The sequence below is a fragment of the Alteromonas sp. AWJ4_199 genome (assembly GCF_056159165.1).
The window spans coordinates 2,377,126-2,390,656 of record NZ_JBSWUR010000001.1; the positions used below are offsets into that span (position 1 = coordinate 2,377,126).

6 protein-coding genes are annotated in these 13,531 nt (G+C 44.8%); 5 read left to right on the forward strand and 1 reads right to left on the reverse strand.

Features of this window, described 5'->3' with window-relative positions:
- The first annotated feature begins 265 nt into the window (after window positions 1-265).
- Together ilvD and ilvA are read left to right on the forward strand one after the other, a co-directional pair.
- Window positions 266-2,116 carry a dihydroxy-acid dehydratase gene (ilvD, locus tag ACXAER_RS10430; RefSeq protein ID WP_474828992.1) on the forward strand — a complete coding sequence of 617 codons (1,851 nt, stop codon included), beginning with the start codon at window positions 266-268 and terminating at the stop codon, window positions 2,114-2,116.
- Entirely contained in the window at window positions 2,116-3,663 is a 1,548-nt protein-coding gene (ilvA, locus tag ACXAER_RS10435) for a threonine ammonia-lyase, biosynthetic (RefSeq protein WP_474828994.1), read from the forward strand. Before ilvD ends, ilvA begins: the two co-directional genes overlap by 1 nt.
- 280 nt (window positions 3,664-3,943) lie before the next feature.
- Here the strand turns inward: ilvA and plsB are convergent, their stop codons facing one another.
- A complete protein-coding gene (gene plsB / locus ACXAER_RS10440; RefSeq protein ID WP_474828996.1) occupies window positions 3,944-6,397 on the reverse strand; it encodes a glycerol-3-phosphate 1-O-acyltransferase PlsB in 2,454 nt (817 codons plus the stop codon).
- 280 nt (window positions 6,398-6,677) lie between these two features.
- Here plsB and ACXAER_RS10445 point away from each other — a divergent pair, with 280 nt between their 5' ends.
- From ACXAER_RS10445 to lexA, 3 genes are all read left to right on the forward strand, one after another.
- Complete coding sequence (locus ACXAER_RS10445; RefSeq protein WP_474828998.1) at window positions 6,678-8,966, forward strand: sensor domain-containing diguanylate cyclase; 2,289 nt, start codon at window positions 6,678-6,680, stop codon at window positions 8,964-8,966.
- Between the two features lie 175 nt (window positions 8,967-9,141).
- Window positions 9,142-12,702: a hypothetical protein gene (locus ACXAER_RS10450; RefSeq protein ID WP_474829001.1), complete on the forward strand. Its 3,561-nt coding sequence runs from the start codon at window positions 9,142-9,144 to the stop codon at window positions 12,700-12,702.
- 112 nt (window positions 12,703-12,814) lie between these two features.
- Window positions 12,815-13,441, forward strand: coding sequence for a transcriptional repressor LexA (lexA, locus tag ACXAER_RS10455; protein WP_039221362.1), 627 nt, complete (start codon window positions 12,815-12,817; stop codon window positions 13,439-13,441).
- Window positions 13,442-13,531: the final 90 nt, after the last annotated feature.

Here is a 13,531-nt window from a genome sequence, read left to right on the forward strand (position 1 = left end):
TTATAATGCCAAAAGAATAAGGCATTGTAAGTCAAAGATATCATATAAAACAAAGCGCTACTGAACTGTAAGCAGTAAGGCTTTGTCGCCCTTCGCTTGAACGACCTAAGATGATTTAATACATCATCAGTATGACATGCAATTTTGAGTAAAACAGCGCGTATTGGAAAACAAGCCAAGGCATTACTGGTTTACCACTGTTTTTAAGTTTCACATAAAAGGTCTAGCATTAAAGCCTAGTACCTTAAATTAACGGGAAGGATTTATGCCCAAGTTACGTTCTGCAACTACCACACAAGGTAGAAATATGGCCGGCGCTCGTGCGCTATGGCGTGCTACAGGAATGAAAGATTCTGATTTCGGCAAGCCTATTATTGCTATCGCTAACTCATTTACGCAGTTTGTACCTGGGCACGTTCACCTCAAAGACCTTGGTCAGCTAGTAGCGCGCAGCGTGGAAGAGGCTGGTGGTGTCGCCAAAGAATTTAACACTATAGCGGTAGATGACGGTATCGCTATGGGTCACAGCGGTATGCTGTACAGCCTTCCGTCTCGCGAAATCATTGCTGATGCAGTGGAATACATGGTGAACGCACATTGCGCCGATGCCATCGTGTGTATTTCTAACTGCGACAAGATCACCCCGGGAATGCTAATGGCGTCTATGCGCTTGAACGTACCGGTAATTTTTGTGTCTGGCGGCCCAATGGAAGCGGGTAAAACCAAGCTTTCAGACCAGCTTATTAAACTAGACTTGGTTGATGCCATGGTCGCGGCGGCTGACGACAAAGTTAGCGATGCTGATACCGATGAAATTGAGCGCTCTGCCTGCCCTACCTGCGGTTCGTGTTCTGGGATGTTCACTGCGAACTCCATGAACTGTCTAACCGAAGCGTTAGGTCTATCGCTGCCGGGCAACGGCTCTATGCTAGCCACGCACGCCGACCGTGAAGGCTTGTTTAAGCAAGCCGGTAAGCAAATTGTAGAGCTTTGTAAACGTTATTATGGCGATGATGATGAAAGCGTATTGCCACGTAACATTGCCAACTTTAAAGCTTTTGAAAATGCCATGAGCTTAGACATTGCTATGGGCGGCTCAACCAATACTATCCTGCACTTATTGGCGGCAGCAATGGAAGGTGAAGTGCCTTTCACTATGGATGATATTGACCGCCTGTCTCGCAAAGTGCCTCACTTATGCAAGGTGGCGCCTTCTACCCCTAAATACCACATGGAAGACGTACACCGTGCGGGTGGCGTATTGGGTATTTTGAACGAGCTAAATAAAGCGGGCTTGCTTAACACCGATGTTGACCATGTTTTAGGTAAACCGCTTACTGACGTTATCAGTGAGTGGGATATCACTAACCCAGAGAATAAAGACGCAATTACTTTCTATCGTGCGGGCCCTGCGGGTATTCGTACTACTAAAGCCTTTAGCCAAGATTGTCGCTGGGATGAGGCTGATGATGACCGCGAAAACGGCTGCATCCGCTCCATCGAGAATGCGTTTAGCCAAGAAGGCGGCCTAGCGGTGCTCTATGGCAACTTAGCAGAAGATGGCTGCATTGTTAAAACCGCTGGTGTGGATGAGTCTATTCTTAAATTCAATGGTACCGCCCGTATTTACGAAAGCCAAGACGACGCGGTGGCAGGTATCTTGGGCGATGAAGTAAAAGCCGGTGATGTGGTCTTTATTCGCTATGAAGGCCCTCGCGGTGGGCCAGGTATGCAGGAAATGCTGTATCCAACGTCGTATTTGAAATCGAAAGGCCTAGGCAAACACTGCGCCTTGGTAACAGACGGGCGTTTTAGTGGCGGTACAAGTGGCTTGTCTATCGGACACTGTTCACCAGAGGCCGCCAGCGGTGGCGGTATTGGCCTAGTTGAAGATGGGGATAAAATTGAAATAGATATCCCTAATAGAAGCATCAACATTGTTATTTCTGATGAAGCACTTGCCGAGCGCCGTGCAAAAATGGAAGCAAGCGATAAGCCTTGGAAACCGAAAGATCGTGTACGCGAAGTTTCTACGTCACTTAAAACCTTTGCGGCGTTAGCAACCAGTGCCGATAAGGGTGCAGTACGCGATGTCAGTAAGCTGGAAAATTTGTAATGACATCAACACACGTAAGCGATCACGAGTATTTAAAAAAGATCTTACTTGCCCCGGTTTACGATGTAGCCGTAGCAAGCGAGCTTTCCTATATGTCTCTGCTTTCGGCAGAACTTGGCAACGAAATCTTTCTTAAGCGTGAAGATCAGCAGCCGGTAAAAAGCTTTAAACTGCGCGGTGCCTATAACCGTATTTGCTCACTAAGCGACGAGCAATTGCAAGCTGGCGTAATTGGCGCCTCGGCGGGTAATCATGCGCAAGGCTTAGCGTACAGCGCAAAGATGAAAGGCATTCAAGCGACTATTGTAATGCCTGAGACCACGCCAGATATCAAGGTAGATGCAGTACGTCGCTTCGGTGGTGATAACGTAAATGTAGTATTGCATGGCACCAGCTTTGACCAAGCCAGTAACCACGCCAAAGCTTTGTGCGAAACCCATGGCTATACTTTTGTACCGCCCTTTGACGACCCTGATGTTATTGCAGGACAAGGCACAGTTGCGCGAGAGCTGCTAGAGCAAAACCCCAATCTTGATATTTTGTTTATAGCTGTTGGCGGCGGCGGCTTAGCCGCGGGTATTGCGGTTTACCTAAAGCAATTAAAGCCAAGTATAAAAATTATTGCAGTAGAGTCAGAAGAGTCGGCCTGTTTTATTAAAGCAAAAGCGCAAGGCGCGCCAACAGAACTTGAAAGCGTGGGCATTTTTGCCGATGGTGTGGCTGTTAAAGTAATGGGGCAAGAGACCTTCCGCCTGTGTAATCGTTTAGTCGACGAAACCATTACCGTTACCAATGATGAAATCTGCGGGGCTATAAAAGATATTTTCGATGACACCCGTGTTATTGCTGAGCCTGCGGGCGCATTGTCGGTGGCGGCAATTCGTAAATACGCAAAACAGCACGACCTTAAAGGTAAAAAGCTAGGCGGTATTTTATGTGGTGCAAACATTAACTTTCATACCTTGCGCTACGTGTCTGAACGCTGTGAGTTAGGCGAGCAGAAAGAAGCCGTGTTTGCGGTTAAAATTCCTGAAACCAAAGGTGCGTTTAAACAGTTTTGCGAGTGCGTTGGGGCAAAAGCGATCACCGAATTTAACTATCGCTATGCCAGTGAGAGCGAAGCACATATTTTTGTTGGGGTTAAGCTTAAAGGCGGGCAGCAAGAATTCGCTGCACTGCAAAGCGACCTTGAAAGCAAGGGGTATGACTGCGTTAACTTAACGGATAACGAGTTAGCGAAGCTCCATGTTCGTCACATGGTTGGTGGTCGGCCGCCAACTATACTCAACGAGCAAGTATTTAGCTTTGAGTTTCCGGAGCGCCCGGGTGCGTTATTGAATTTCTTAAATACGTTAGGTGAACAGTGGAACATTACGCTATTTCACTATCGTAACCACGGCGCAGCAGAAGGTTTGGTACTGGCTGGCTTTGATATAGCCCCAGAAAGTCGAGATGACTTTAACCAGCATGTTGTCGAGTTAGGCTATAAGGTTGAAGAAGTAACGGATAATCCTGCATATCGCTTTTTCCTGTCGCAACCAGCGTAAAGTCTTATTGGTATGCCGAACAGGCTTTGATAACAATACATATACGAAAAATGGCTCGTTTTTAACCGTTTTCGCTTTGTATTGCTTCACGTTAAGCGCAGGTTTACCGAGGAGCGATACAAAGCGGCACTATTTTGACCTTAATGGCTTCGCATTTGTTGAACGTTGCATAACTGCATTAAAAGAAGTCATTGACTAGATATACGCGCAATAAAAAACCCATGCCAATGCATGGGTTTTTGCTAAGACTAATGCAAAGCTGCTGGCTGCGGCAATAGGCCTAACTTGCAGAATTAAGGGCAACATTTTCCAAATGCTGAATCATCTCAGGCCATATTAAGTCCATAACATCAGCGCGCAACGCTTCGCACTCTTCCGAGTATTTTAGGCTGCCGTCTTTTTCAGAGTCTAACCAATGGTTATCTTTTAGAGCACTGATAAAGCTAGACAGTACGTTCTTATCGTAGAATTCAGGTGAGCTAAGCCCGTAAAGCGCTGATAAACGCTCGGCGACTTGTTTGCTTTCTCGTTCTAATGCACTGCGGCTAATGACTTTTTCTTTATCTAAAATAGTTAATACAACGGCATAACGCTGTAATGTTTCCTGCATACAACGGCTTAATAGCCATGATGAATGGAACTCTTTGCAGTGTGCATCTGGCGGTAAAAGCTCACCATCTTTTTGGCGTAATAGCCCATTGTCAAGCATCGCTGTGATTAGTGCGTCAGTGTGCGCAAGCGCTTCATCTTGGGTAAGGTGCAAGAACAGCTCTTTTTGCAGCAACGGATAAAGTGCAGCAATAAGCTGAAAAATGCTGTTCTTCGTGGCGCCTTTCTTCGCAAAGATAGAGGCCATGATAAGACCTGGGATTGCGAATAAGTGCAAAATGTTGTTGCGGTAATAGGTCAGGTACACCGCAGATTTTGGCTGTGGACTGATCAAGCGCCCGTAATCATCTTCGTTGATATCAAAGCGACCTAACTTGAGCGTATCGCGCAATAGTTCTTCCGCCGACGAATCTGGAATGGTGGCATCATTGCTGAACGGCACGGCTTTAAACAAGTGCATGAAATCGCCCATGGCTTGTTTTAGTTCGGCTTCGCTCATGGTTTGTCTTTTAGATGATAAAAGACATAACGACGCTAACGCCATACCGTTTAATGCTGCTGCACGGTTGATGCGGGTCATGACGTTGTTAGCCAACTCATTAACGGCAGGCGTTAACCAAGCAGGCTTTTTCTCAGGTTCGGCGTCGCGGCAATCTCGCCAATTCGGCACATGACTCTCAAGAAACTGGTTAAGCGCAATAGGCTCACCAAAGTTTACATAGCCATGCCCGTAATTTTTAAGTTTACGAATGGCAGAGAACACCTGAAGGTTAGATTCTTTTTTCTTCTTAGAGCCTTTAAGTTCATTCAAATAGCTCTTCACTTCCATTACGTTTTCATAGCCAATGTAGACAGGCACAATACTTACAGGGCGGTTAACGCCTTTGAGCATGGCTTGAATAGTCATAGCTAACATACCGGTTTTAGGCGGAATTAGGCGACCAGTACGGCTGCGTCCACCCTCGGGGTAATATTTAACAGAGTAACCTTTGTTAAACAGCAACTCTAAATATTCTCTGAACACAGCCGTGTAAAGCTTGTTGCCAGCAAAACTCCGGCGTAGGAAGAAAGCGCCTCCTCGGCGAAACATTTTTCCGACAGGCCAAAAGTTAAGGTTGATACCCGCTGCAATGTGAGGCGTTACCATACCCTCGTGATAAATCACGTAAGTTAATAACAGATAATCCATGTGGCTGCGGTGGCAAGGAACATAAATAATTTCGTGACCGTTAGCGGCCAGCTCACGTATGCGCTCAGCATGGCCTACGCTAATGCCGTTATAAATCTTGTTCCAAATGCGTGTGAGCAGTCTGTCACCAAACCGGATAAGTCCTTCACGGTAATCTGCAGCAATCTCGGTAATATAGCTCTGTGCAGTTTCCTTTGCTTTTTCATGAGTCACTTTTTTGCTTCGTGACTCTTCAGCAATGGCACGACGCACTGCATCTGAACCTAACACACTGTTATTCAGTTCCTGGCGCTCGAGCAGCGTTGGGCCAGTCATGCTTTGACGCTTTCGCTGAAAGTGAGTACTTGCTACTCGCACGAGTTTGTGAGCAATACTTTGATCGCTGCCGTGTTGGTTAGACATGGCACGTGCTGATACTGCTTTAGAATAGTTAATGAAGTTATCACGGCCTAAAAATAGCACGATGAACAATTTGCGAAGCCAACTTGGTGCTGCTGCCTCCGTAATCAAATCGCTTAAGCCTGGGTTCCCCCGCCCCGGGGCTCGACCCCACGTGACATATACAGGCACAACCTGTAAATCTAGATTTTCATGATCTCTATGCAAATGAAAAAGGTCAGTGAAAACCTCTTCAATCCCGGTATCTTTGGCTGACGAGCGAAAAATAGGCTGGGTTTTACGTAAGAACAGCGTCGACGAATATTCTCGCCCTGCCAATGTGAGCGTATCTGTAGGACTAGGTAAACCTAGCGCTTTTGTCGACATTCTCAGTGCAAGCTGATCTGTCACTGAGTTGTTGGGAAGTAGATAAACGATAGGTTTGCTTTTATCTATTCCTAATTCGGTTTCAACGTTAACTGGAATACTGTGAGCTTTGACCAGCAACTTAACAGGATAATGAAACACCGACAGAAGGGCTTTTCGCATCCACGACATGAATTATGTAATCCTATGAAATAAAAACGAGTGAAGTGTAACACAATCGCGTCGCAATCTCGCGATGAGCCAATGTTATTGATTTGCTTGTTTTACAGACTCCGTACCTAGCTGTAAGTTCAAGAAGTTCAAAAGCGTCTGTGTTTTTATATTTTTCGTAGCATCACTTAGGGTAAGGCTCTCTGTCCCTTTTAGCAATGCAACATTAGCAGTATTTAAATTGCTATAAGCTTTGATTGTTACTACTTTTATAAAGGTTAATGAATATGAGCAAGATGTAGTGGATGATCAAAACCGCCTGAAGACAATTGATGATTTTATGCTCAATAGTGAGGTGCCATTAGATCTCAACGATCTTATGGTGGTGTTAGCTGCGGCATACAAAGTGCCTATTGCGCTAATTGGCATCGTTGGTGAGTTTGAAGAGGTTTTCAAAGCGCGGTTTGGGACTTCACTTTCCAAGGTGAGTAGGGAACATGCGTTTTGTAGTCATGTCGTGCAAGAGCGTCAACAAGTTGTTGTAAACAATGCCCAAGAAGACCCAAGGTTTAAAGACAACCCACTAGTGACGGGTGAGCCGCACATCTGCTTTTATGCAGGCACGCCCATTGAAATTAATGATGAGATTATTGGTGCTGTCTGTATTATTGATACCGTTCCAAGAGAAATTGACAAGAAATATCTAGAAGTTCTAGATCGAATTGGCGCGCTTGTTAGTCAGCATATTTCTCTTTCAAAAGAACATGAAGCACTTAAGCGTGAGCATGGGTTAATAGAAAAGTCCCCTATCGTTCTGGCTACGTGGCGAAATACTACGTCGCTCAAACTGGTTCATATATCAAAAAACAGCGAGCGCGTTTTGGGCATATCGTCCCAGGATTTACTGAGCGGTGCAGTCGAGCTTGGCGATGTTTTAACACAAGAGGCTGAGGGAGACTTTACGTTTGCCATGCAGGCCCATATGGAGGGCGTGGAAACGCATACCTGTCGTCTTCAAATTGCCACGCCCACACGTACCATTTGGGTAAGTATGATCTCTACGGCTAGTTTCCGTGAAGACGGTATGTTGTATTCCGTTCAGGCTTTTCTATTTGACACAAGCGACCAAAAATATGTGGAAGACAAGCTCAACAAAACAAACCAGCGTATGCGGCTACTATTGGAAGCCTCTGAGTTAGGTACGTGGGATTGGAATTTGACCGCTGATGTAAATCAAGTGAACAAACGCTGGTGTGACATTGTCGGTCTTGAATATGAATACTATGACACCAGCTCGCGCTTTTTCAGACAGCTGATTCATCCTGCGGATTATGTGAAAGTAGAAAAGCAGTTACACGAACATATTGCTGGAAAGAGCAAGGTTTTCAATACTACGTTTCGCATGAAGCATACTAACGGCTCATGGGTTTGGGTCGAAAGCTATGGAAAAACTGTAGAATCTGACATTATGGGTAAACCCACTCGGGTTGCTGGAATTCATCGTGACATTACCCAACGAATGGAAAGTGAACTTCACGAGCGAAAGAAAACTCAGCTCCTGCAATTTATTAATAAGACCCGGGCTTCATACCTTCAAAACAACGATTTAACCATGGCCTGTCAAACAGTATTGCCTGAACTCATTGACATTTCGGACAGTCAATTTGCTTTCGTAGGGCAAATGAAAAATGAAGGCGATGCATCGAGGCTGTTTATCCATGCCATTTCCGAAATCGTATGGGACACCAGCAGCTTCACACAATATAACGAGTATAAAAAGCGAAATTTATACTTCAGCAGTTTCGATAACCTCTTCGGTACCACTATTTTAACGGGAGAAATTACGATAAGTAATACTTCTGGGAGTCATCCGAAATCTAAAGGTGTTCCCCAAGGGCATCCGCGAATTAGCCGCTTTTTAGGTTTGCCTATCAAAGTCAAAGACAGAGTCGTGGGTATGATTGGTTTGGCCAATAAGTTTGAACCCTACTCTATAGAAGATGCCAAATTTCTACAGCCTCTTTTAGATGCATTAGCCGGTCTTTTCTATGCAGTAGAATTAGAAGATGCACGCGCTGTCGCTGAAGAAAAGCTGCGGCAATTAGCTATGACTGACTCATTAACGGGTTTGTACAACCGAAGAGCATTCATTGACGAGTGTGTCGCGTTTTCAAAGCTGCATCACAGCGCGTGTGTTGCCATTGTTGATATCGACCATTTTAAAAGCGTAAATGACACGTACGGTCATGACGCTGGTGACCAGGCGCTTATTACTGTTGCTCGAAAAATATCCAAGCAAAACGGTTCACCGAATGTCGTTGCCCGTCTTGGCGGTGAAGAGTTCGCAATCGTGATGTTGGGGGAAAATAAAAAAGAAATTAACACGCAGCTAGAGGCGCTTCGCATAGCCGTTGAAGAAAGTGTGGTTAACTATAAAACCGATAAAATAAACCTTACCATCAGCATAGGAGCCACTTTTGTCGATAGTACCTATGGCGCAGACTTTAGCGCCCTGTTATCAACGGCTGACAAATCCCTTTATAAGGCAAAAGAACAAGGCCGAAATCGCGTAGTCTGGGGGGACGATTGACCGTCGCTGTTTGTCGATAAACGCTAGCGAGTTGTGTATCAATCAACAGAGATATTGCCAGGCAAACGACAATAAGTTATAAAAACCGAATATTTTATTGTTGTAAACAAATTAGGCGTGTTTCGTACTTTTGGCTGATGTTAGGCCACCATGCCTTACAAATCAGGGACGATGTATGAACACTTCGCGCTTGGGTTTTTGTGGCCTATTTTCTATTCTAGCTCTCACAGCCTGTGGAGGTGGAGGGAGCTCGGGTTCTCCGACTAACCCAACACCTGCACCGCCTCCAGAGCCGACTGCATTAGAAATTTTATCGAACCCCTTAGACTACTCTATAGCACAGCTAGACAACGCAGCTAAGCGTTATGCTGATAATAGCTATACGGGTGAAACAAACATTGCAATCGCAGACATTAGCGCTGTGCAAAACGTATATATTGCGCTTTTTGGCGAAGATCTTGCCAGCTCACCTTATCTTGACATATTTGAAGTTTCTGAACTTGTCGATGCTAACGGCAACATTGATGGCGTTACACAATGTTCAGATAGCGGCTCAATTAAGTACTCTGGAAAACTTGATTTAGACACAGGTCTTGGAACCATAATCGTCGATTATGATCAATGTCTACACTATTATCTGAACGCGTATCACGATGGTCAATTTTCTGTTGCTATTACGAAATCAGATGACGACAATTTTGAGGCAACATCCTATTTTACGAGCCTTTCGATAGGGAGAGGTAGTCAACGTGCAACGCTAAAAGGGTTAATGAAAGCTGAAATAAGTTACGATCCACGCACGGGGTACTACAACGAAGAACTTATTCAGTACATGACCGCTACCTTTAACGGTGAAGCCTATAAAATAAATGGAACTGCTTTTGATGGCTTTAATGGGGTGGGGTACTCCTCTGAGTTCGAGGGGGCATTGCATATTGGCTCAAAAGGTAAGCTTGATTTTTCTTACTTCTCAGAGGAAGGAGGGCTACCTTATGCTTACCAAGGTTCTCTTGTAGTTAAAGGCAATAGAACCGCTGGCATTGATATTATGCAAGGAGCGGTTCGCTATGGTGAAGATACGAACGGGGATGACACCTATGATGTTGGCGTGTTTTTCAGCAGTATCGAGACATTTGCAAGCAGCAATACCGCGAATATCGTTCTATCCGATATAGAAACTATTTCAGCGCCTCCCGTTGCTGGTGAACCCTATTATTATGCTTATGACCCTGTTTACACGTCTGACGATATAACCGTTGATGAGGGGTATTATTACGACTCTGATACGCCTGAATCTGACTTGTCAGTATCCTACCGCTGGTACATTAATAACATTGTTCTAGAGGGTGTTAGCGGTAACACTCTGCCTGCATATAACGCGGTATTCGGCGATGAACTGAAAGTAACTATGGTAGTGTCTGACGGTGTTAACATCGTTGAATCACAACCCGTGTTTATCACTATCAGTGACTCTCCAATGACACTCGTCATCTCCAATATGCCTGAATCGGTAACTGCTGGTGGTTACGTGGAGTTCACGGTAAGTATGACTGACCCCGATCAAATTAATAGTGATGTTGCAGGCCAGCTTGTCGCTGCACCTACAGGAGTTACCTTAAACGACGACGGCTTACTAACGTGGCAGGTGCCCAACAGTCAACTGTTTAATGCGCAAACCTATATTTTTAGCTTTGCGAGTCTGGATGGCGATGAGAGCCTGCAAACCGTAGAAATAACTGCTTATGCAGATAAAGCACCGGCGTTTGCCCGCACAACTTCAATAACACCGATTTACAATAGAGGTTTTGCGATTGCCTCAACCAAGGGCGTGAATGAACTCATATCGGTCAATCACCGGAATGTGGGCGCCTTCTTGTTAAACGGAAATAAACTAGAAAATACCTATGTGTACCCTTACAAGTTACCTACAAGAGGAGAAATTAAGGGCGTTTATACACAAGATGCTGACGGCGATAGTAATGATGAAATCTATATCCTTACTGAACAAGGTTTATCGGTTATAAAAGACCGGAAAGACAACGCGGAAACGGTATTTGTAGCAGAGGATAAAATAACGTCAGGATGGCTTTACGATATTGATAGCGACGGTATAGAAGAAATTGCATACCTTCACGGCGATTATTATTACGGTGCGACGTCTATCTCCATTCATAATGTGACAACTGGTGAAAAGTTGCAGCAGTTCGATGTCGATGGTGTATCAACCATTTCTTTTGGTAATGTAGACGACGACGCGTCTATCGAGTTGGTGACTAACAATGGCTACGTATTCGATATTAATAGCGGCGCCAATCAATGGCTTTATGGCAATGGGTTTAGCGACGCTTACGTCGCTGTCGGTGACATGAACAGCGACGGTGTCGATGAAATCATTGGTGCCGACCGTTGGGAGAATATTTCAGTCTACTCTGCGGTGTCGAAAAGTAGTTTGGCGACAGCTGAACATAATGATATCTGCGATTTGAGCTATAGCAAAGATGACCAGACCAATGAGGGAATGCTTGTAATTTCTGAGTGCCAGTGGGGAGAGGTGAAAGCTTTCGCGCTTGAAGGTGGTCAAATTTCGGAACAGTGGAGTGTTATTCACAATGCGTATAGCGGTATGTCGCTTTTAATCGGCGACCTGAATAACGATAGCCGAAACGAAATAATCTGGACCGGCGACAGCGAAATTCAGGTTGCACTGCAAGATGCTGAGGGTGACTACGTATTATCAGATATACGAACGGAAGCACACTCTTCTAATTACTTTGCTGCCGGCTGGGCCCCTTTTGGTGATAATGATGAAAGAGCTGTCTTTGTGAGTGAGACAACTAACTACTACACATCAATTCAGATGCTGTCAGTTAACATGGAGAATGAGATTACCCTTAGCGACGAACTCGGCGACGATGTTTTTGACTATAGCAGACCCGTTGTTACTGACTATAATAATGATGGCCTGGGTGAATTATTCACAGGAGCTTTGAATAGCAATACATCATTCAACGTAGTTAAGTTGTCAGATAATTCAATTCAGTGGTCGCTGAGCCAAAATCAAAACAGCCAAGTCTCACTCATCGAAGCTGTAGACGTGAATGACGATAATTTTGTTGATGCGGTCATTGTTGAAAACAATCGACTCAAAGCATTCGATATTGAGAACCAAGTGCTCATTGACTCTGTCATCAATGAGTTTTCAATTGATGCTGTCGCTGAGCTCACCAATAATGGCGAACACTTTTTTGCTGTTAGTGGCTATGAATCATTAAAGCTCTATACAATGCAAGATGGCGAGTTTGTCGGACTGAATGAACTAGATGTTTCTTGTAGTCAATTGATAAGAATTAATGCTGATGGCGACGACGCCTCTGAGTTTGCATGCTTAGATAGAAACTACAATAGAATAAATATTTATGACGTAACAAATGACGCCTTAGTACTTAAAGACGCCATAACGCCTACATTCGATCTTCAAAATATAGCCGTTATTCCAACGACATCGTCTAATCAATCAATACTTGGCATTTACCAAGCTGAAGAATATGACTCATCGTATGGATATTATGACAACGTTGCTTACCGAGTCACTGAAATAGATATCAATGGACATGTCATTTGGCGTAGCCCTTCCATTGGCATTAATCATGTCGATGGTATGCGTACCCGAAAGAACAATGCCGGCGAAGTAGAGCTTCAAATAGGTAATCCGAACATGGCCCTTCTTGTGAAATAAGGGTAATACACTTGTCGCTGTCTATTGCTTGTAGCAAAAGACGCGGCAAGTGCTTGTTATTTAGTTTTAGGTGTATATACTTACAGGAACTGTATGAACAGACAGGTCTTTTATGCGCCCACTCACAGCTCGACAAACCGAAGTTTTAGAACTTATCAAAACCACCATGCAAGAAACGGGGATGCCGCCTACGCGTGCGGAAATCGCTCGTCAACTTGGTTTTCGTTCTGCCAACGCAGCAGAAGAACATTTGAAAGCCTTGGCGCGTAAAGGCGTGATAGAAATTCTGCCGGGTACCTCTCGGGGTATTAAACTCAATATTCCTCTCGAAAATGACGTACCTGAAGAAGAAGGCCTACCTCTCATTGGTCGTGTGGCGGCGGGTGAGCCAATTTTGGCGCAAGAGCACGTAGAATCACACTACAAGGTAGACCCTGCACTGTTTCAACCTCAAGCAGACTTTTTACTGCGTGTTAACGGCATGAGTATGAAAGACATCGGTATTCTAGATGGCGATCTCCTTGCTGTGCATCGCACCACCGATGTTCACAATGGCCAGGTCGTTGTGGCACGTGTAGACGAAGATGTTACGGTAAAGCGTTTAGAAAAACGTGGTCGTGAAGTATTACTTCATGCCGAAAACGAAGAATTCGCACCTATTCGAGTAGACCTAGCCAACGAACCTTTTGCTATTGAGGGGATTGCAGTAGGCGTTATAAGAAACGCGGACTGGATGTAAGGTTTTAACACCTTCAACGAAAAGCGGCGCACTAGCCGCTTTTTTTATGCCTTTTATTGCTTTATTTCTACCAGTTTTCTGGAGTTAGGG